We start from the raw sequence: 19,490 nt of genomic DNA on the forward strand, positions 1-19,490 counted from the left end.
TCCGAATGGATCCGCCCGGCCTTGCATCCCTCGACGAGGTTAGCTCGCGATCCGGATTTTCCAATCCTGGAGCACATCGCTAAGGGTTTGGCGTAACTCTATTTCCGGTTTCCAGCCGAAGGCATCGAAAGCTGCCTTGTTGTCGCCGGCGGCGATGGCGATTTCCGGTCCGCGCAGCCGCTTCGGGTCGACCTCGATTTCCACATCCGCTTCAGACAATTCGATCAGCATGTCCAGTATCGACTGGATCTGCACGGATCGGCCGGAGGACAGATTGAAGACCTTGCCGAACGCAGCGCACGCCCTGTCCCCCAAGGCCGCCTCAGCATAGGCACGCACCACATCGCGAACGTCGAGAAAGTCGCGGAAAGCCGAGAGATTTCCGACGCTGATGCGGGGCTCGGCCTTGCCCGCGGCAATCTCGGCAAGTTGCCTTGCAAAAGCAGGCACCACATAGTCCACCGCCTGGCCCGGCCCCGTATGATTGAACGGACGAAACCGGATCGCCTTCAATCCATCATAGGCAAGCTGGCCGACAAGCACGTCGGCCGCAGCCTTCGTCGCGCCATAGACACTCATCGGCTTCAGGGCAGCGTCTTCCTTGATCGGCTCTCCCGCCGCATCCAGAAACGACGCCCCGTAGGCTTCGGAACTGCCGACGAAGATGAACCTTGCCTCGGGCGCAAATTCCATTGCGGCGTAGGCGAGATTCATCGTGCCTTGGAGGTTCACGTCCCAAGCCCGCTGCGGCAGCTTGCGCGCATCCCCAGGCGCCGCGATCGCAGCCAGATGGACGATGGCCGTTGGCCGGCACTCCCGCACCAGGTTCGCCACCTGGCCTCGATCGGTGATCTCCGTCTTCCACCCGGATGCATCGCTTTGGCCGGCCGTCAACACGCTCAGCCTCTGGCCATGTTTCAGCCGCTGGCTCTCGAGCTCACGCAACAGCCATGAGCCGACGAAGCCGCTGGCACCTGTCACAAGAATACGATGTTCCCTCGGCATGGGGCGCCCCGCCACTTGCTCGGGCCTATTTGCTCAACCGCTTCAGGTCGGCATCGACCATCTCGACGATCATCTCCTCCAGGCTGATTTTCGGCTCCCAGCCAAACGTCTTGCGGGCCTTTTCCGGATTGCCGAGCAGTACATCCACTTCCGCCGGGCGAAAAAGTTCGGGATCGATGACCAGGTGGTCTTCCATCTTCAGGCCCGCATGCTGGAAGGCGATGGCGCACATGTCGCGAACGGTCGTCGTGCGGCCGGTCGCAATCACATAGTCATCCGCAACCTCCTGCTGCAGCATCAGCCACATGGCGCGAACATAATCCTTCGAATGCCCCCAGTCACGCTTGGCATCGATGTTGCCGAGCCGAAGCTCCTTTGCCAGACCAAGCTTGATGCGGGCAACGGCATCCGTCACCTTACGCGTGACGAACTCGATACCGCGCAGCGGTGATTCGTGATTGAAGAGAATGCCGCTCGAGGCATGAAGACCGAAGCTCTCGCGATAGTTGACCGTGATCCAATGACCGTAAAGCTTGGCGACCGCATAAGGCGAACGCGGATAGAACGGCGTCTGCTCGGATTGCATCGGCTCCTGGATGAGACCGTACATTTCCGAGGAGGAAGCCTGGTAGAAACGAGCCTCGGGCTGCTCGAGACGAAGGGCCTCTAGGATATTCGTCACGCCGAGAGCCGTAACCTGGCCGGTCAGATAAGGCTGCTGCCACGAAGACTTGACGAAGGACTGCGCCCCGAGATTGTAAACCTCTTCCGGCCTCACGTCCTTGAGCGTGCGCACAAGACCGGAAAGATCCATCAGGTCGCCATCGACGATCCGAACCTGGCCTTCGATGCCGAGCCATTGCAGTCGGCTGAGGTTGACGTCCGATGTGCTCGAGCGGCGAGCAAGGCCATAAACCTCGTAGCCATTTTGCAGCAGGAGTTCCGCCAGATAGGCGCCATCCTGACCCGTGATCCCCGTTACCAGTGCTTTCTTCGCCACATTAATCTCCGTTCTCATCGCGTTCGATCAACCCAACCGGGGAAGCTCGGCGCCGTCACTAAATACATGCGCCCATACCAACGCTCATTTATGCGCCATTTAACCTCTATAGCTCCCAATGACAACGAGCCAGAACAACTTCCCTCATGGCGAGCATCAAAAACAATTTATGCACTCATGCCACAATCGACCCTTTGTGCTCGGTCACATCGTATTACCTCAACGAATTTGGAGAATCTTGGGCCATCGACCGGCATCGGAGTTCATTGATGCCAAAGCCGGTCTCCTCGCATTGCCGAAGCGAAGAAGGCTGCGGCATGGCATCAAATCGATTCCCTTGCGATCGATCGTCCCGCCGTCAGCTCATCATAAAGGCGATGATATCCCTCGCACATTCTTTCTGCCGTAAAATGCGCGAGATAGCGATCACGGGCGGCGGCACCCATGGCAACGGCTTTTTCCGCGTCTTCCGAGATGCACTTCATGGCATCCGATAGGGCATCGACATCATTAGGTGGGACGACCAATCCCGTCTCGTTATTCAAATTGACGAAACTCGTCCCGGTGCCGATTTCGCATGAAATCATGGGTTTGCCGAACATCGCCGCCTCGACCAACGACAATCCGAAGGCTTCCGAGCGAAGGGGGGATGGGAAGACGAGGGCCTCGCAAAGTTCAAGAAGGGCAATCTTGTCCTGATCCGGTAAAGCACCGACGAAATGGACATTCTCGGCGCCCTGCGCGGCCTGCTTCAATTCCTCCTCCATCGGCCCACTGCCGACGACGACGACGCTCAGGCCGTTCCTCTTGGCCGCTTCCACCAGAATATGAATGCCTTTGTAGTACCGCAACACACCGACAAACAGGAAAAAGTGGCCGGGAAAACGGTTGCGCCACAGCATACGCGTCACATCATCGGCCTTGGGGTAGTCAGCCTCGTCGAGGCCCAACGGAATGACGGTCGTCTTGGCTCGAAACCTTCTCAAGACATCACTCGACTCAAGATAATTGGGCGAGGTCGCAACGATGCGATCAACACTGCACAGGAAGCGGGACATCAAAGGCTTATAGAACTGCAGCAGAACCTTCTGCTTCACGATATCGGAGTGATAGGTGACGAGCGTCGGCTTGCCGGTGTGTATGACGAGATGGACGATATCCATCACCGGCCAGGGAAAATGATAGTGGATGACGTCGGCCTTGCCGCTCAGCTCACGGAAACGTCCAAATACCTCTCGCGAAAATCCGGTAGACGCGAATTCGAAATCGAGCTTCGCCTTGTGGGCCATGTGGCCATCAAATTCGCGGCTGTTTTCGCCCGGCTTTTCACTGAGTGAAAGGACATCGGATTCGACCCCATATTTGGCCACCCCCTTGGCAATCGCATGGATCGTCCGCTCCACACCGCCGAATGTATCAGGCCAATAGGTTTTGAAAAAATGGAGAACGCGCATGTCGCTCCTGTATCGAAAAGCACCGGCGTCGTCACCTGGATAACAGAAGCATGGGAAGAGTGCTGCCCCATAAACTCATAAAAGAAGGAAATAGAGCGCGACGAGAACTCGAAGAAAACTCCAGCTCGCCAAGAGGCTCTGTGATCGATCTTTTTAATGAAGGATATCTGGCTGGGGAACCTGGACTCGAACCAAGATTAACGGAGTCAGAGTCCGTCGTTCTACCATTGAACTATTCCCCAACGACCGCCGAACATTTTATGTCCCGCGGGGAAAGCATGGCCTCTATAATCGAATTTTCCACGGATGCAAACACTTTAACGCGGGCGGGTGCAATTTTTTGGAGGATCGGGACGGCGAGCGATAACGGTCTCTAATCCCGGTGTTGCAGCGGATATTCCGAACCTCACCATCGGGACCGCTCCGAAAGGCTGACCAGGGAGAGATCTTCACTTGTCGCTAGGTCGACGAGATCGTTTTCACCAGCGCAACAGGCGCTTGCCGAGAATATATCCGACAGCCGTCACCATGGCGATCGCAATCGGGTACCAGAGCAGCACGAAAAGCGGGCTGTCATCCGTGCAGTTGGAGGCGTAGAACGTCGCGGCGATGCCGCTGGCGGCAAGGCCGGCGACGGCACCAGCGGCCCCCGGCTTTTCCGGCGCGCTATGGCGAAGCGCGAACACGAAGCAGGCAAGCGGGCCGATCGACAGCAGTGGAATAAACGTCAGGCAGAAGCGGGCATTGTGCCCGATCATACGCGCACTCCAGCTGTCGGCCGGCATGACGGCCATTTCGACGGCGGCGGCGGCAAGCAGCAGGAGCGGCGCCGCCAGCAGCGTCCAGCCCCAGATGCGCAGCGATACGCCCGGCCGGCCGATGCGGAAGACGACGGCGCAAGCCGTCGCCGCGAGCGCAATGGTCACCACGAATTTGAACAGGAAGCGGACGGTCTGCATCGCGCTGTCTACGTCGGCTCGAAAGCCGATCATCGCAAAGAAAATGCCGCCGCTGATCAGAATTCCCGCGACGACCGCCATGGTCAGGGCCTTGCCGATCCGCGCGCGGACCGGCGCATCCTGCGCCAGAAGATTGATGAGGTCATCGGTCTTCACTGGTCTCACTCCGATAGAGGGCCGCAAGCGCCTTCAGCGCGCGATGCAGCGCCACGCGCACCGCCCCTTCCGTCATTTTCAGCCGGTCCGCCGTTTCCCGCACGCTGGTTCCCTCGACGGAAATCGAGCGTACGATGGTTTTCTGTGGATCCTTCAGCTGCTCCAGCATACGATCGACATCAAACCGATCCAAGGCGTCGGAATGCTCTTCCGCCTCCAGAAAATCGATCACATCGTCGATCGGTACGCTCATATGTCGCCCACGCCGCCTCAGGCTGTCGATCAGCTTGTTACGCACGATCGTCGACAGCCAAGGCCCGATCGGGCGTGATGAATCCCATGTGCCGCGCTTCAGGTGGATGGCCAACAGCACTTCCTGAACCACATCCTCGGCCTCGCTTACCGGCGCGCCGAACTGATCGCAGCGCCTTTTCGCCATGGCGCGCAGATGCGGCGTCACCGAGGACAGGAAACGGTGGTAGGCCTGCGCATCGCCGCTGATGGCGGCGCGCATCCAGACTGCCCATTCCTTTTCGCGCGCCGAATGATTCATCCGACAACTCCTATACGCGGGATCGCAGGATTTCGTTACCGGCAACGGCACTTATTTTTCAAGCCCTTTCGTTTCCATCGGGAACCGCCGAACTCCCGCACCCTTCCTTGATACCCGTATCAGCTTCACCGTCATGAGGCGCATATAACTCCGGCCCGGCAGATAGCCGGCGCAGGATAATGGACGCCATCTCGAAAAAATTCCGATATGGCTGTAACATCCGGCCGGGACGCTCCGTAGACCTCGATGCAAGCCAATGGCGGCTCGCATCCCATCAAGGAGACAGATCCATGAAGAACAGCCTCATCACCCTGGCCATCGCGGGCTCCATCGCATCGGCACTTGCATCCGTTGCTGTCCCGGCATCGGCAGCCGACTCCAAGGAAAAATGCTACGGCGTCGCCCTCAAGGGTCAGAACGATTGCGCCGCCGGCAAGCATGATTGCGCCGGCAAATCGACCATGAGCTACGACAAGATGTCCTTCAAGCTCGTTCCCACAGGCACCTGCACCTCCATGAAGACCCCGAAGGGCCATGGCTCGCTGACCCCGGCCTGATCCGAAACCGGATCATCAGCCAATCACCTGTCGTAAGGAGCATGTCATGAACAAGATGTCCGCACTCGCCTTGGCCGCATCGGTTGCCACCGCCGTGACGCTGGCTGCCGGCGCAACGACGACCGCCTCGGCCGCCGATGCCAAGGAAAAATGCTACGGCATCGCCCTCAAGGGCCAGAACGATTGCGCCGCCGGCCCCGGCACGACCTGCGCCGGAACAGCGAAGGTCGACTATCAGCGCAACTCGTGGAAGCTGGTTCCCGCCGGAACCTGCGAGACGATCAAGACGCCGAACGGTCACGGCACTTTGATGCAGGGTCCGGCGCCCGTCTGACAAGGCAGCGCGAACACGTGGGCGGCGCATTTTTCTCATAGGCGCCGCCCGCCTCCCGAACGGAATGATCTCTATGTTTTCACGCAATTCCGAACGCAAAACCGCTTCGCACTTTTGCTGGAACTGCTCTATCCCGGAGGCTGCAATGAAACCGTCCGAACTTCCCCGCCGCGCCGGTGTCGGCTTCAAGCCGGAGCATTTCGCCGCAATCGATGCCGAGAGGCAGCCGATCGGCTTTTTCGAGGTTCATGCCGAAAACTATATGGGCGCCGGCGGTCCGCCACATGCCCAGCTTGGCAGGCTGCGCCGGGACTATGCCTTGTCCATCCATGGCGTCGGCCTTTCCATCGGCTCGATGCAGCCCTTGGATAGCGAACATCTGGCCCGCCTGAAGATCGTCTGCGATCGCTACGAGCCGGAGAGCTTTTCGGAGCATCTCGCGTGGTCGAGCCACGACACGACCTTTCTCAACGATCTACTGCCGCTGCCTTATACCGAAGCAACGCTCGCGCTGGTCTGCGACCATATCGATCAGGTTCAGGCGCTGCTCGGGCGCCAGATGCTGCTGGAGAATCCGGCTACCTACCTGCTCTTCGAGGAAAGCACGATCGAGGAAACGGAGTTTCTGGCCGACGTCGCCCGCCGCACCGGCTGCGGCCTGCTGCTCGACGTCAACAATGTGTTCGTCGCCGCCACCAACCACCATATGGATGCGCGGGCCTATCTGGAGCGCTTCCCTGTGCAGTGGGTGCGCGAGATCCATCTGAGCGGACATTCGGAGACCATCGACGATTCAGGCGCGCCGCTCCTGATCGACAGCCACGATACGCCGGTGAAGGATCAGGTCTGGGCGCTTTACGAAGAGCTTATCGGCCGGATCGGGCCAATCGCCAGCCTGGTCGAATGGGACAATGACGTCCCGGAATGGCCGATTCTGAGAGCCGAGGCCGAGGCTGCTGACGCCATCCTGAAACGCGCGGCCAAGCGCCAGGCAGCCTGAGGAGGGGTTATGTCTCTCACCACGCAAAGCGAGTTCGCAGCAGCCCTCATCGATCCCGACCACGCCGTGCCCAAGGGGCTTACGGCCTGGAGCGGTCCGGAGCCGGCGCGACGCTTCGGCGTCTATCGCAACAATGTCGCGATCGGCCTGATCGGCGCGCTCGCTTCGCGGTTTCCGGCAGCGGAAAGGATCGTCGGCGCGGAATTCTTCGCAGCCATGGCGCATGCATTCATCCGGCTTCATCCGCCGCGATCGCCGCTGCTGCTTGCCTATGGCGATGATTTTCCCGAATTCGTCGAGGGTTTCGAGCCGACACAGGAAATCCCTTATCTGCCTGACGTCATGAGATTGGAGGTAGCCCGAGGCCGAGCCTATCACGCGGCGGATGCAATACCGGCCGATGCCGCCTTGCTGGCGACAGTCGAGCCGGAAGGGCTGGCGAAGCTGAAATTCGCGCCGCATCCCTCGGCCTCCGTCATTCGCTCCGCCTATCCGGCCGTTACCATCTGGGCGATGAATACCGGTCAGATCGAGCTTGCCGATATCGCCGATTGGGCTGGCGAAGATGCCCTCATCATTCGTCCTGAGATGATCGTGGAAGTGCATCGCCTGCCTCTGGGCGGCGCCACCTTTCTGGAGCGGCTATTTGCCGGCGCCGATCTCGGCAGCGCCTTCGAGACGTCCCTTGCCGAAACCGCAGATTTCGATCTTTCCGCCAACCTCGCCGGTGCGTTCACGGCAGGCGCTTTCGTGGCCATTCGCTGAACGCCGAGAGGAACCAAGATGCAGAACCAGATGATGACGGCCGCTCCGGCCGAACGCGAAACCATGCCCCAAAGGCTCTATGGCGGCTTAAAGCTTCTCGACCGCATTCCGCATGATCTGATCGCGCTCATTGCGCGGCTGTCGATCGCCGCCGTCTTCTGGCAGTCGGGACAGACGAAAGTGGAAGGCTGGCATGTGACCGATAATGCCGTCTATCTCTTCCAGACGGAGTATAAATTACCGCTGGTCGATCCCTGGATCGCCGCTCATATTGCCGCCTTCAGCGAGCATTTCTTTCCCTTTTTGCTCGTCATCGGCCTGGCAAGCCGGCTGTCGGCGCTGGCATTGCTCAGCATGACGCTTGTCATCGAGATTTTCGTCTATCCCGATGCCTGGCCGACGCACGGCACCTGGGCAACCTGCTTTCTGGTGATCATAGCTGGCGGGCCCGGGCGTGTCGCGCTCGATCACCTGATCGCCAGGCGGTATGGCCGCTCTTCCCGAGGCGGGACCGAGGGAAGCGCCTGACGGCGGCGCTCCCTGGCATGATGGCCAAACGAGGCCTATCGAAGGACCGGCTCCCCATGGAAGCGGCGCTGGGACGGCTTCGAGACGCCGAAACCCACCTCCATCATCAGGCGCGGCTTGCGCGTGGGCACCGTGCCCATATGGAAGCCGAAGGGATCCTCGACGAAGCCGGATCCGGCCTTGCCGGTCAGCGTCAGCGCATTCGCCTGCCCATAATAATCGAGCACCTCGTTCGCCGGATGCCCCACAAGCAACGTCAGCTGATGCCGGACCTGTCGGCGCCGATGGCTTCCTTTGATGAAGACGTGCGGGCCGGTGCCCTCGTCCACGTCGACAAGATTGAAGAAGAATTTCAGCATTCGCCAATCGTCGAGATCGAAGTGATACTTGTCGAGCGAGGCGAGGCTCCTGTCGGCTTCGGAAGCCTGCGTGGGAAAGCTCCACCAGATGCGGGTGGTGATCACCTTGGCCTGCCCGCCGAGATATTGGCGGGCGACATCGATCAGCAACGGATCGCGCTGCACCGCCATGACGGCCTCGCAATCAAGCGAGCGTTCAAAGAAGTGCCCGCTCAGAATCGGCCGCCCGAAACGAGCCTCCGCTTCCTTATGTTCGCTTGGGACAAATTCGAGCTGCCTGTTGAAATTGCCGTAGCAGCCGGTATTTCCAGCGAATTCGGCGATCTCCCGATGGATGTGATCCGGCAGCATCAGGCCCGGATAGATACCATCCGTCCGCAAGGCGTTGACGACAGCGTTGCGCTCGACACCGGTAAACATCGAGGCGCCGGAAACGGAGAGCCTGACGGCCTGCTTGGTTGCAAGCCAATGGATCCGCCGAAACGGCAGGGTTCTGGCCAACAGGAACATGGGCAACCAGGCTGGATTTTCTTTAAGATCGGTCAGGTAAGTTGGTATCCTGACAGCCATACGCTTGAGGCGGCCGCCCTGTCGGGCGATGGACTCCAAGTCTCTTGCCGGGGGATTGTGCATAGCTACCCTTTCCGCATATTTGCAAAAATCCGTGGCAACAGGCCCAACACCCCTGTTGATGCGATATAATTCTTTGAAACTCTAAGTTTATTCGCAGCAGCGAATATCTGCTGCAGCGCGGCAAATAGCGGTCGTCCGGCCTTGGTCAAGGGGCTTGAAAGTCAAAACCTGATTGTATCCGTAGAAATTTCTGCAGAAACACGCGGCGCTTTCGAAAGCATTTGCAAGATCGCGCGGAGCAGTTGTTTTCAGGCCCGATAACCGGCGTGACGCCAAGAGATACGGGAACAGCGCATTTCATTTGCCGTTACTTAGGATAATGGCGCTAAATATGCCCAGGAAAGTGGATGGCGATTTCATTCGGCTGCGATTTTGACAGTCTTCCAACCGTCACATTCCTGTTCGCTTTATTGGTTAGATGAGCGAGAAAAACGTAAAAAAGGCCCGTTATATGGCAGAAGCGAAGACCTTTGAACCGGCGGAAGGCATGGTCGATTTCGACGCGGGCGAGGGCGAGACCCCGACCGTGGTGGAGATGGACGACTATACGAAGAGCCTCGCCCAGGCGAAAGCCAAGTCCGTCAAGCTTATCGACGCCATTACCGGTCAGGTGCTCAAGAAAAAAGATGCGGTGCATGTCGACGACCTTCGTCCCTCGCTGGCGGATTTCATGCGGCTGAAGCACCCCGAGCTTCGTGCCGACGACTATATCAGCCGCAAGGTGATGGACGACTACCGTGCCCAGTATATCGCCGAGCTGCTGACCGACGAGCGCGGCGAACTTTCCACCCTCGAGGACGAAGTCGTCGAAAGCCTGAAGACGCATGATACGCTCGCCGAAAACATCGAAGAGGATTATGAGGACCACCGCTCCATCGGCGACCGGATGGCCGACGGCGTCGCCTCCTTCGGCGGCAGCTGGGTCTTCATCATCTCCTTCTGTCTGTTTCTCGCCGTCTGGATGGCCGTTAATATCGTCATGGGCGAGAGCAAGGCGTTCGATGCCTATCCATTCATCCTGCTCAACCTCGTCCTTTCGACGATCGCCGCGCTGCAGGCGCCCGTCATCATGATGAGCCAGCGGCGCCAGGAAGAGAAGGATCGCCTGCGCGCGCTCAACGACTACAAGGTCAACCTGAAGGCGGAACTGGAAATCCGCCACCTGCATGAAAAGGTCGATCATCTCCTCAATCGCCAGTGGGAGCGGCTGACCGAAATCCAGCAGATCCAGATCGAGATGATGCTGGAACAGGCAAAGGCCGCCACCCGGGCGATCAAGGCCAACAAGGCGGCGAAGGCGAAGACCAGTGCGCTGAAGAGCCTCTTCACCAAGGCCAAGGACGCCGATCCGGACGAATCCGCCAACTGACCGCCGATGAGAGGCGGCGCCTTCTATGGCGCCGCCGAATATCCTTCAGGGCTGCTCGCCTTGTCGATACGCGGCTCCTTCAGGAGGTTCAGCCACTCGCCGCCGGTGTGCAAACAGAACCGGCACGCACAGGAGATAGAGCGAGGCTCCCAGAACCCAGACCAGACCGGGAAAGACATGTCTTGAGGCGAAATAGATCTCGCTGATCGCTAACGGCGCCACCATGGATGCGAGGCTCGCCAGGCTCGTCAGCACCCCCTGTAGGCGCCCCTGCTCATCCGCGCCCACCCTTTTCGTCATCAACGACAGCAGCGCCGGCTGGCCGATACCGCCGAGGCAGAAGAGCGGGAAAAGCAGGAAGGCGATGAAGCCGCGCGAGACAAAGGCGATCGCGATATAAGCAGCGCTATCGCAGACGATCGCGACGATAAGCGCGAACCGCTCGCCCCAGCGTTCGCTCAGCGGGCCGGCGACGAAGGCCTGGGCGAGAGCGTGGAAGAAGCCGAAGCCGGCGAGAGACAGGCCGACGGTCGCCGTATCCCAACCGAACTTGTCCTGACCGTAGAGCACCCAGATGGTGCCGCCGACCTCGCCGACGATACTGAGGATGATGGATAGGACGAGAAGCGGCAGCAGTGCTGGAAATGTGCCGATCCAGCGCAGCGGCGCCAGCGGATGAAAGGCGGCCGGGTCGATTCGCCCGGGCTTCACCGCCCGCGTCTCGGGCAGCACGATCAGCGCAACGATGAAATTCACCATCACGAGCAGCGCGGCCGCAATGAAAGGTGCTCGCACCGAAATCGTGCCCAGCACGCCGCCGATCGCGGGTCCGAGAATGAACCCGATGCCGAAGCAGGCGCTGAGGAGCCCAAAAGCCCGCGCCCGGCGCTCCTCCGGCATGATGTCGGCGAGACAGGCTGCCGCCACTGCGGCATTGGCCGCCGTGAGGCCGGCAACGGCTCGCCCGAGAAACAGCCACCAGAAACCCGGCGCGCAGGCCATGAAGGCATAGTCGATCATGCCGCCCGCCAGCGAGGCGAGCAGCACCGGCCTGCGGCCGTAGAAATCGCTTAGCGTCCCGAGGATGGGAGAGGCAAGAAACTGCAGCGCCGCATAAAGCGAGAGGAACGCGCCGAAGCGCCAGCCGAGCTCGGGCGTATGCGCGACGCTCTGCAGAAGCTCCGGCAGGATCGGCATCACGAGACCCGTTCCGGCGGCATCGAGAACGACGACGGAGAGGATGGTCAAAAGCATCTTGTTCACAGTGCAAAACTTATCATTGATAAGGAACTTTATCGCCGATAAATTATGATGATCGAACTGTCAATCGGAGAGACGATGAAAATCGATCGAAGCCAGATCGTCGATGCGGCACTGACCATTCTGAACGAAGTCGGCATCGATGGATTGTCGACGCGGCTGATCGCCCAACGCCTCGGCGTTCAGCAACCGGCGCTCTATTGGCACTTCAAGGGCAAACAGGCCCTGCTGGCGGCGATGAACACCGAGATGCTGAGGCGAAACCATATCCGCAACAGGCCCTTGGCCGGGGAGACCTGGCAGGAATTCCTGCGCGCCAATGCCCGCAGCTTCCGCTCCGCCTTGCTGGCATGGCGCGACGGCGCGCGCGTTCACGCGGGAACGGAGGTCGATCCCTCGGACCTCGACTCGATCGAAGCCCAGCTGGAATGCCTGCTTGCCGCAGGTTTCGATCCGGAAAAGGCCCTGGCGCTGGAGATTGCCATCAGCCGGTATGTGGTGGGATGCGTGCTGGAAGAACAGGCGGATGCGGCCGATCCGCCGGATCGCACAGCGCTCGATGCCGCAGCGGAAAGCCGGCCTAACCTTGCCAAAGCCTTGTCACTTTACCGCTCCAACGGCCATGAAGCCCTGTTCGAAGCCGGCCTCGAATTGTTGATAGGCGGGGCCGAAGCCGGCAGATGCGGTATATGACCACCGGCCGAAAATGCATCATCTCTCGGCCTTGAAAGTACGGCCAAGATCCGGCCCGGAACCGAAATAGTGTCGGAACACGTAAAACAGCGGGCTCCACTTGCTGGTATCGATATGATTGGTCCCGGCGATGACAATATCCTTGTGCGCGTGGACGCGAAGGACCTTCGCTTCGATGATGGAGAAGGCTTCAGCACGCTCCGAGGGCCATTCCTCGCCGGGAGGATGCGCCGCCACCACCTCCGCCTCGAACTGGATCGGACATTCGGCGATGCGCAGCGGCCGCACGAGGTCGGCCGCCTGCGGCGTGAAGCCGGCGACATCGAATTTGTCGGCCTCGAAACGATAGCCAATCTTTTCCTTGTGCGGGGGAACGGGGTCGCGGCCCGTCGTCGGGGCGATTGCCTCGATCTTCGGCCACAGTTCCGGCGACGGAAAATTCAATACAAGCTGGCGCTCGCGCATGAGATTTTCCCGGCCCTTGCTGGTCGACGTCAGACCCAGAACCACACGGTCATATAAGGCCCAAACCGAGGACATCGGCGAGATATTCGTCGTACCGTCGGGATTGAGGCTCGTAATCAGCACGACGGGAGTGCCGACATAAAGCACGCTGGGTTTGATTTCGATATGCTCGCGATCGTTCTCGGCTGCGTTGAATTCGGCTGTGTTCGCCAACATTGCAAACTCTCCCTTGAGAGTTTCAGTGTAACCGACATCCCTCTGAAACAGTTCGGCCGCGACCGAACTGTTGCTCGAAGGCCGGAACGCCAGCCCTCATTTCCTCAGGCAACCCTCTGACGACGCTGATCGCGCGCGCTCTGCGCCGAAGCGGCCCGGCCGCCGAGCAAACTCTACTAGAGGACCTGTAATATTTTTGCCGGTTAACTTATTCGCGCTCGCCTGCGAGCGCCGGCACCACGACCACGGTGTCCTCCGCCATAAGCATGCGCCCGTCCTGCGCCCGCAGCTCCAGCCGCCGCACCGGCATATGCGTCGCCCTATCGACCAGCGTCACATGCGGCTCATCCGGCGCGAAGAAGAAATCCTCGCCCCATTGGCGAAGCGCGACCAGCAGCGGAAACAGGCCCTGCCCCTTCTGCGTCAGCACATATTCCTGATAGGGGCTGCCATCGGAGGCCGGCACGGTATCGAGGATGCCGTGGGCGACGAGATTGCGCAGCCGGGCCGAAAGGATGTTCTTGGCAAGGCCGAGGCTTTTCTGAAATTCGCCGAAGCGGCGCAGGCCGTCGAAGGCATCGCGGATGATCAGCAGCGACCACCAGTCACCGATCGCATCCAGTGGCCGCGCCACCCCGCACATCGAATCCTTATGGCTCACTCTCTTGGCCATGCCGCCCTGCCCTCGCCTGTTTCCATACCTGCCGATGCCTCATCAGGAACGCAATCAAGCGCCAACATCGACAGCGCAATATAGCGGTTGCAAACTAAAACTACAAGGGATACTGGAATCATGGTTTCAAATTAAAACCACGTTAGGAGAACAATTGTGATTCCTGCTAATGAGACATTCGCCGGCACATTCCCCTTCGCTCCGCATTTCACCGATGCACCTGGCTTCCGAATGCACTACGTCAACGAAGGGCCGCGCGACGGCGATGTCATTCTCTGCCTGCATGGCGAACCGACCTGGGGCTATCTGTTTCGCCATCTGATCTCGACGCTGAGCCCTACGCATCGCGTCGTCGTTCCCGACCATATGGGCTTCGGCAAGAGCGAAACGCCTGAAGGACGCAGCTATTGGCTACAGGATCACATCGCCAATCTGGAGGCCTTCGTGCTCGCACTCGGCCTCACCGACATCACCCTCGTCATGCATGATTTCGGCGGCCCGGTCGGCATGGGCTTTGCCGCCCGCCACCCCGAGCGCATCCGCCGCATCATCTCGACAAACGGCCCGACGCCCTTCGGCCAGCCGGATGTTGTCGATCGGGCGATAGCGAACACCACCCAATCGCCCTGGTTTCAATGGATCATCAAGGCCGAAGCCGACGGCACCCTCGAACCGGTGCTCAACAATCTCGGCTTCAACATCCTCAGCATGCTCAAGCTCAATGGCTTCGAGGACAACGCCATCATCACCGACACCTGGCTCAAAGCCTACGGCACTCCTTTTATGAGCGCGGCTGAGTGCCTCGGCGCGCTCGGCTGGGCCAAAGGCTTTGCGACCGGCGCCCATCAATTCGAAACGCCCGATCCTGCAGCCGAGCGCATCATCCGCAGCAAACCAGCGCTCGCCATATGGGGCGAGGCGGACCGGACGTTGCATGCCGAGCATTTCCTGCCACTCTTCTCCGCCCTCTTCCCGTCTGCCCCCATCGAGCGCCTGCCAGGCATCGGCCATTATTGCTTCGAAGATGCCCCGGAAACCATCTCGAACCTGATCGCGGACTTCCTGCGGCGGGCCTGAACACTGCGGTTCAGGATCGAATTCGAAGCAAAGCGCAGGAGCGAGAAAGCCTTCCCGCTTCTGTCAACCACGACATGGCTCGGCCCCTGCCCGCCCTCGCCGCGACATGGCGCTTTGAGAAAGCTATCGAGAGCCGGCGAACGACAGCTGATATCGACTGATTCAATACCCATCCAATTGACATTCTCCACGGCTGTGACACCGTTCCGGCTGATTGCTGACCCAGCGTTTTGAGGCAAAATGACAAAACGATCGCAAGCCGTTATCACTACAGCCGAAGAGCGCCCGCGCGACGGATGGAACGACCCCGTCCATGGCTCCATATCCTGGCACACGCTGCTCAGCAGCGACATCACCCCCACCGACAGCATGAGCGCCGGCATCGCCGAACTGACACCCGGCGGCGAACTCAAGCCGCATCGCCACGACCCATCGGAAATCTACTTCATCTTCGAGGGAACCGGCATCGTCCGGATCGACGGAGAGGAGACGACGGTCACGGCCGGCACAACGGTCTTCATCCCCGGCAACGCCGAACACGGCATCCGCAACGAATCGTCAGCCAATTTGAAATTCTTCTATGTATTCCCGACGGGGTCTTTTGCGGATGTGGTCTATCGGTTTCCGGAGGGTTGAGGCGTTTTGGTTCACTCACTCGCCCTCAGATCGCCTAAGAAGAGCTGCTAGCTAGGTATCGCGCCGAGAAGTGGACTCGACGCATGCCCAAAACGTCCCAATGGCGCTCCGGCCACCAGGCCACCTCAAAAGCGCGCCGCGGTCACGCCAGCCGGGCGGCTTTCTGAATCATAAACGAAAGCCTCAGTCATCCATCATATTGAATTTAAATCGATTCTATTTTGAAGATTGATTTTCCGGCAAAATCAGCCTGTTTTGTCAAGGCCCTATTGTAGAAATCTTACAAATCCGTCACTATATGAAAGTAACGAAGCGTAGCGACTCTGAGTCGCTGCGCTATTTTGATTCAACGAAGGAGAACGCCATGTCTGCATATGCTAAAAGCAAGAATTTTTCTTGCTGCATTTCTACTGACGGCCCTCTCGTTTTGGCTGACGGGGGCGGTGTATGACACTTCCAAATCTTCCGCCTCAGTCTTTCGTTTACAAGCCGAGTTGGGTTGCAAACACCTTCATTTGGAGAGCAGCTGAAGACAAGGTATATGACATTGATCCGCTAAAGATCCAAAAGCTGGTTTATTGCATGCATGGATGGAGGCTTGCCACGGCTGGCATACCAGCAGTCGGAGAAAATTTTGAGGCATGGCCGAATGGGCCGGTGCTAGCGAATTTGTACCATAAATTCAAGCATTACAGGTGGAATACAATAACCGAATACGCAACTGACGTCGATCCAGCAACTGGTGAGGTCAAGGCACTTATGGTGCCCCGATCTGATGAACAGTTTTTTGCGGTATTTGACCGTGTATGGACAAAATATAAGGGACTAAGTGGAAAACAACTTTCTGATCTCACACATCAGCAAGGCACACCTTGGTCACTAGCGCGCGAACGCGGTCAGCAGTATATCTACAATGAAGATATACAACGTCACTTCGTGGAGCTAGCAACCAAGAATGTCTGATGGGCAGCCGGGAACCGTTTCTCTTGAAAGCATTACTAACACACCAGTAACGGCCAACTCGAATGGTTCGCAACCCCTGCCCAAAGATGTCGACCCATTTACAGGCCGGCGAGACGAAAAATTAGACCAACATCTTGGCAGAGTGGGCCGCTTTATCGGAGGCGGCCCCGAAAAGGCTGGCAACATTGCCTATGCCGTAATCGTTGTATCTTTTATCGTACTTATCGTAGGCGCTGTAGCCTCGGCCTACGTTGGAACGGACAAGCTAGTTGCCGTATACGATCGAGTCGTCACAGGCGCGTTTTCTATCATTACAGGCGCTATGGGCTACCTTTTCGGTAAGAGCGGATCCTCTACCAAAGAATAATGCGGTTATCATAACCGCTGCTTTTCAGCCATATTTCGTCCAAAATATAATATTTTCAAATAGATATGGCGGAGAGGGTGGGATTTGAACCCACGATACCCTTGCAGGTATGCCGCATTTCGAGTGCGGTGCATTCGACCACTCTGCCACCTCTCCGGTTATGCTGGTCGGCGCTTGTTCGGCGCGGGCTGTCTCATAGCGACAGACGACGGGGATGGCAAGGGCGAATATGAAAGCTTTTCATCCTTTTGCCTTGACAGATCAGGGACGCTTATATATCCCGTGCGACGCAATAGGTGTGGATAAGTCCGCGCCTTGCCCGCCCTGCTTCGCGCAGGGTTTCACCGGCAGATCTTTTTGAAGGCTCAAGCCTTTGGAATCCCTGCTAAGTTTCGACTGATAAAAAGACGGCCGCTTGTCCCTCGTGGCAAGAGAGCCGGAACGAACATGAAAGGATAAAAAATGTTCGCAGTCATCAAGACCGGCGGTAAGCAGTACCGTGTGGCAGCCAACGACGTGCTGACCATCGAGAAGCTCGAAGTCACCGCCGGCGGCACCGTAGAATTCACCGAAGTCCTCGTTATCGGCGAAGGCGCCGACGCTGCGATTGGTGCTCCCTTCGTCAAGGGCGCTTCCGTCAAGGCCGAAGTGGTCGAGCACAACCGCGGCAAGAAGGTCATCGCCTTCAAGAAGCGCCGCCGTCAGAACTCGAAGCGTTCGCGCGGCCATCGCCAGCATCACACGGTCGTCCGCATCACGGACATCGTGGCTGCCAAGTAAGTAACGGGATCAAGGTTTAAAGGAGAACTCCAATGGCACACAAAAAAGCTGGCGGTTCCTCGCGCAACGGTCGCGATTCCGAATCCAAGCGCCTTGGCGTGAAGAAGTTCGGCGGCGAAGCCGTCATCGCAGGCAACATCATCGTGCGTCAGCGCGGCACGCAGTGGCACCCCGGTTCCAACGTTGGCCTCGGCAAGGATCACACGATTTTTGCGCTTACGGCGGGCAACGTGAACTACCGTACGAAGGCCAATGGCCGCGTGTACGTGTCTGTAATGCCGAAAGCGGAAGCAGCGGAATAAGCCGGTAGCGCTCTAAAACAGCCGGCGTCTCATCGACCCGGCTGACGCTACAAGGTTCAGTCAAGAAAAAGGGGAGATGGGGCGCCATCTCCCCTTTTTCTTTACCCTCAACCAAGGAGGACTGAACCATGCAAGGCGAATTGTTAAGGGAAGACCAATCAAGGTCTCCCGAAGAACGGCTGAGGCCGGACAGGTTAAGGACCGATTGCCCCGTCTTACTGTCGGAAAGGCTCGTTCTGCGCGCCCCTCACGAAGAAGACATCGACGCCCTTGCCCATCTCGCCAACAACGCCAACGTCGCCACTATGGTATCGCGTATGCCGCACCCGTATACGACCAATGATGCCGCCGATTTCGTGCGACGCACGAAGCTTGGCGAGATTGGCAAGTGCGTCTATGCGATTACCAAAGCCGACAACGGCGCCTTTCTCGGTTGCTGCGGGGTAGAGCCCACGGGCGATCCCAACACTGTCGAGATCGGCTACTGGCTAGGCGAACCCTACTGGAACCAGGGCTATACGACGGAAGCGGCCCACGCACTGGTCGACATGGTCTTCCGCACCCGCGAAAATGTCGCCCAGATCGATGCCCGCTGCCGGGTTATGAACGTCGCATCCAGGCGCGTCGTCCAGAAGTGTGGCTTCCAGTTCCAGGGATCCGGCCTTGCCGCGTCGCTGGCGCTCGGCAGCACCGTGCCGGTCGAATGGTACAGGCTTGACCGCAAGACCTGGATGTCGTTGCGCAGCTGGGGAGGCATGAGATGAACGCGCTTGCCCTCACCCGCCGCGATGCCCGGATCCTGATGCCCGGCCCTACGCCGGTTATCCAGACCGGACGGCTGACGCTGCGCCCGCACCGGCTCAGTGATGCCGATATGATTGCGGAATCGCTTTCGGATTTCGCCGTCACCCGCATGCTGGCCCGCGTGCCCGCGCCCTATGACCGGCAGGATGCGCTGGACTGGCTGATTCAGCACACCTCCGGCCTCGGGCACGATTGGCAGCTGGCCATCACCGAGCGGGATGATGCCCATATCGGCTGCATCGGCATCGAGCTTCGCCGCGGTCGCTGGCACCTCGGTTACTGGCTGAACCGCTTCTACTGGCGGCAAGGCATCATGACCGAAGCGGTCAAGGCGGCACTCGAACGCTTTGCCCGCCGCATGCCCGAAGTCGCCATCCATTCCGGCGCCTTCGCCGACAACCCGGCATCCTTGAAGCTGCAGCAGAAGCTCGGCTTCGAGATCACCGGCTGCTCGGAGATCTACAGCTTCGCCCGCAACACCATGGTTCCGCATATCGAAACCGTGCTGAAGCCAGGCGCGCTGCGGCTCTCGCAGGCGGCCTAAGGCCCTGAAAATCGGTCGTCGCCGGCCAAACCGGCGAT

The 19,490-nt window shown here is 59.1% G+C and carries 24 protein-coding genes and 2 tRNA genes; 15 read left to right on the top strand and 11 right to left on the bottom strand.

Annotated elements, in window-relative coordinates; translation table 11 throughout:
- Positions 1-39: 39 nt before the first annotated feature.
- The 6 genes from FP026_RS28395 to FP026_RS28420 all read right to left on the bottom strand — a co-directional run bounded on the left by FP026_RS28395 (position 40) and on the right by FP026_RS28420 (position 5,127).
- On the bottom strand, positions 40-1,005 hold the full coding sequence (locus tag FP026_RS28395) for a GDP-mannose 4,6-dehydratase (protein WP_149637906.1): 966 nt from the start codon (positions 1,003-1,005) through the stop codon (positions 40-42).
- A gap of 25 nt (positions 1,006-1,030) precedes the next feature.
- The gene (gene gmd / locus FP026_RS28400) at positions 1,031-2,023 is read right to left on the bottom strand and encodes a GDP-mannose 4,6-dehydratase (RefSeq protein ID WP_149637907.1); all 993 of its coding nucleotides are present in this window, start codon (positions 2,021-2,023) and stop codon (positions 1,031-1,033) included.
- Positions 2,024-2,328: 305 nt separating this feature from the next.
- Positions 2,329-3,459: a glycosyltransferase family 4 protein gene (locus FP026_RS28405; RefSeq protein ID WP_149637908.1), complete on the bottom strand. Its 1,131-nt coding sequence runs from the start codon at positions 3,457-3,459 to the stop codon at positions 2,329-2,331.
- A 168-nt stretch (positions 3,460-3,627) separates the two neighbouring features.
- Positions 3,628-3,701 (bottom strand) — tRNA-Gln (locus FP026_RS28410).
- Positions 3,702-3,938: 237 nt separating this feature from the next.
- Positions 3,939-4,574, bottom strand: coding sequence for an NrsF family protein (locus tag FP026_RS28415; protein WP_149637909.1), 636 nt, complete (start codon positions 4,572-4,574; stop codon positions 3,939-3,941).
- Positions 4,561-5,127 carry a sigma-70 family RNA polymerase sigma factor gene (locus tag FP026_RS28420; RefSeq protein ID WP_149637910.1) on the bottom strand — a complete coding sequence of 189 codons (567 nt, stop codon included), beginning with the start codon at positions 5,125-5,127 and terminating at the stop codon, positions 4,561-4,563. The genes FP026_RS28415 and FP026_RS28420 overlap by 14 nt, the downstream gene beginning before the upstream one ends.
- A 290-nt stretch (positions 5,128-5,417) precedes the next feature.
- Between FP026_RS28420 and FP026_RS28425 the strand changes: the two genes are divergently transcribed.
- From FP026_RS28425 to FP026_RS28445, 5 genes are all read left to right on the top strand, one after another.
- On the top strand, positions 5,418-5,684 hold the full coding sequence (locus tag FP026_RS28425) for a BufA1 family periplasmic bufferin-type metallophore (RefSeq protein ID WP_149637911.1): 267 nt from the start codon (positions 5,418-5,420) through the stop codon (positions 5,682-5,684).
- Between the two features lie 46 nt (positions 5,685-5,730).
- Positions 5,731-6,018 carry a BufA1 family periplasmic bufferin-type metallophore gene (locus tag FP026_RS28430; protein WP_149637912.1) on the top strand — a complete coding sequence of 96 codons (288 nt, stop codon included), beginning with the start codon at positions 5,731-5,733 and terminating at the stop codon, positions 6,016-6,018.
- 145 nt (positions 6,019-6,163) lie between these two features.
- Complete coding sequence (gene bufB / locus FP026_RS28435) at positions 6,164-7,018, top strand: MNIO family bufferin maturase (protein ID WP_149637913.1); 855 nt, start codon at positions 6,164-6,166, stop codon at positions 7,016-7,018.
- A 9-nt stretch (positions 7,019-7,027) separates the two neighbouring features.
- Entirely contained in the window at positions 7,028-7,783 is a 756-nt protein-coding gene (locus FP026_RS28440) for an HvfC/BufC N-terminal domain-containing protein (RefSeq protein ID WP_149637914.1), read from the top strand.
- A gap of 18 nt (positions 7,784-7,801) precedes the next feature.
- Positions 7,802-8,311 carry a DoxX family protein gene (locus tag FP026_RS28445; RefSeq protein ID WP_149637915.1) on the top strand — a complete coding sequence of 170 codons (510 nt, stop codon included), beginning with the start codon at positions 7,802-7,804 and terminating at the stop codon, positions 8,309-8,311.
- A gap of 35 nt (positions 8,312-8,346) precedes the next feature.
- Here the strand turns inward: FP026_RS28445 and FP026_RS28450 are convergent, their stop codons facing one another.
- Positions 8,347-9,303, bottom strand: coding sequence for a phytanoyl-CoA dioxygenase family protein (locus FP026_RS28450; protein WP_149637916.1), 957 nt, complete (start codon positions 9,301-9,303; stop codon positions 8,347-8,349).
- A gap of 451 nt (positions 9,304-9,754) precedes the next feature.
- Between FP026_RS28450 and FP026_RS28455 the strand changes: the two genes are divergently transcribed.
- Positions 9,755-10,672: a DUF1003 domain-containing protein gene (locus FP026_RS28455; protein WP_149637917.1), complete on the top strand. Its 918-nt coding sequence runs from the start codon at positions 9,755-9,757 to the stop codon at positions 10,670-10,672.
- Positions 10,673-10,717: 45 nt separating this feature from the next.
- On the opposite strand, the gene FP026_RS28460 is transcribed toward FP026_RS28455, so the two are convergent.
- Positions 10,718-11,926 carry a TCR/Tet family MFS transporter gene (locus FP026_RS28460; protein ID WP_246665483.1) on the bottom strand — a complete coding sequence of 403 codons (1,209 nt, stop codon included), beginning with the start codon at positions 11,924-11,926 and terminating at the stop codon, positions 10,718-10,720.
- Positions 11,927-12,010: 84 nt separating this feature from the next.
- On the opposite strand from FP026_RS28460, the gene FP026_RS28465 reads away from it, so the two are divergent.
- Complete coding sequence (locus FP026_RS28465; RefSeq protein WP_149637919.1) at positions 12,011-12,625, top strand: TetR/AcrR family transcriptional regulator C-terminal domain-containing protein; 615 nt, start codon at positions 12,011-12,013, stop codon at positions 12,623-12,625.
- Between the two features lie 18 nt (positions 12,626-12,643).
- On the opposite strand, the gene FP026_RS28470 is transcribed toward FP026_RS28465, so the two are convergent.
- Both FP026_RS28470 and FP026_RS28475 read right to left on the bottom strand, forming a co-directional pair.
- Positions 12,644-13,306 carry a flavin reductase family protein gene (locus tag FP026_RS28470; RefSeq protein ID WP_149637920.1) on the bottom strand — a complete coding sequence of 221 codons (663 nt, stop codon included), beginning with the start codon at positions 13,304-13,306 and terminating at the stop codon, positions 12,644-12,646.
- Positions 13,307-13,514: 208 nt separating this feature from the next.
- On the bottom strand, positions 13,515-13,979 hold the full coding sequence (locus tag FP026_RS28475; protein ID WP_149637921.1) for a winged helix-turn-helix transcriptional regulator: 465 nt from the start codon (positions 13,977-13,979) through the stop codon (positions 13,515-13,517).
- A 156-nt stretch (positions 13,980-14,135) separates the two neighbouring features.
- Between FP026_RS28475 and FP026_RS28480 the strand changes: the two genes are divergently transcribed.
- From FP026_RS28480 to FP026_RS28495, 4 genes are all read left to right on the top strand, one after another.
- On the top strand, positions 14,136-15,056 hold the full coding sequence (locus tag FP026_RS28480) for an alpha/beta fold hydrolase (protein WP_149637922.1): 921 nt from the start codon (positions 14,136-14,138) through the stop codon (positions 15,054-15,056).
- Positions 15,057-15,296: 240 nt separating this feature from the next.
- Positions 15,297-15,692, top strand: a complete 396-nt coding sequence (locus FP026_RS28485; protein ID WP_149637923.1) for a cupin domain-containing protein — start codon at positions 15,297-15,299, stop codon at positions 15,690-15,692.
- A 447-nt stretch (positions 15,693-16,139) separates the two neighbouring features.
- A complete protein-coding gene (locus FP026_RS28490) occupies positions 16,140-16,655 on the top strand; it encodes a Panacea domain-containing protein (protein WP_149637924.1) in 516 nt (171 codons plus the stop codon).
- The gene (locus tag FP026_RS28495; protein ID WP_149637925.1) at positions 16,648-17,022 is read left to right on the top strand and encodes a hypothetical protein; all 375 of its coding nucleotides are present in this window, start codon (positions 16,648-16,650) and stop codon (positions 17,020-17,022) included. Before FP026_RS28490 ends, FP026_RS28495 begins: the two co-directional genes overlap by 8 nt.
- A 66-nt stretch (positions 17,023-17,088) precedes the next feature.
- On the opposite strand, the gene FP026_RS28500 is transcribed toward FP026_RS28495, so the two are convergent.
- Positions 17,089-17,178, bottom strand: a tRNA-Ser gene (locus tag FP026_RS28500).
- A gap of 306 nt (positions 17,179-17,484) precedes the next feature.
- Between FP026_RS28500 and rplU the strand changes: the two genes are divergently transcribed.
- The 4 genes from rplU to FP026_RS28520 all read left to right on the top strand — a co-directional run bounded on the left by rplU (position 17,485) and on the right by FP026_RS28520 (position 19,452).
- Positions 17,485-17,802, top strand: a complete 318-nt coding sequence (gene rplU, locus FP026_RS28505; protein ID WP_004127263.1) for a 50S ribosomal protein L21 — start codon at positions 17,485-17,487, stop codon at positions 17,800-17,802.
- Positions 17,803-17,834: 32 nt separating this feature from the next.
- Positions 17,835-18,104, top strand: coding sequence for a 50S ribosomal protein L27 (rpmA, locus tag FP026_RS28510; RefSeq protein ID WP_004127267.1), 270 nt, complete (start codon positions 17,835-17,837; stop codon positions 18,102-18,104).
- A 128-nt stretch (positions 18,105-18,232) separates the two neighbouring features.
- On the top strand, positions 18,233-18,868 hold the full coding sequence (locus tag FP026_RS28515; RefSeq protein WP_149637926.1) for a GNAT family N-acetyltransferase: 636 nt from the start codon (positions 18,233-18,235) through the stop codon (positions 18,866-18,868).
- On the top strand, positions 18,865-19,452 hold the full coding sequence (locus FP026_RS28520) for a GNAT family N-acetyltransferase (RefSeq protein ID WP_149637927.1): 588 nt from the start codon (positions 18,865-18,867) through the stop codon (positions 19,450-19,452). The genes FP026_RS28515 and FP026_RS28520 overlap by 4 nt, the downstream gene beginning before the upstream one ends.
- Positions 19,453-19,490: the final 38 nt, after the last annotated feature.

This window comes from Martinezella tropici (assembly GCF_008370325.1).
GTDB classification, from domain to species: Bacteria; Pseudomonadota; Alphaproteobacteria; order Rhizobiales; family Rhizobiaceae; genus Rhizobium; species Rhizobium tropici_B.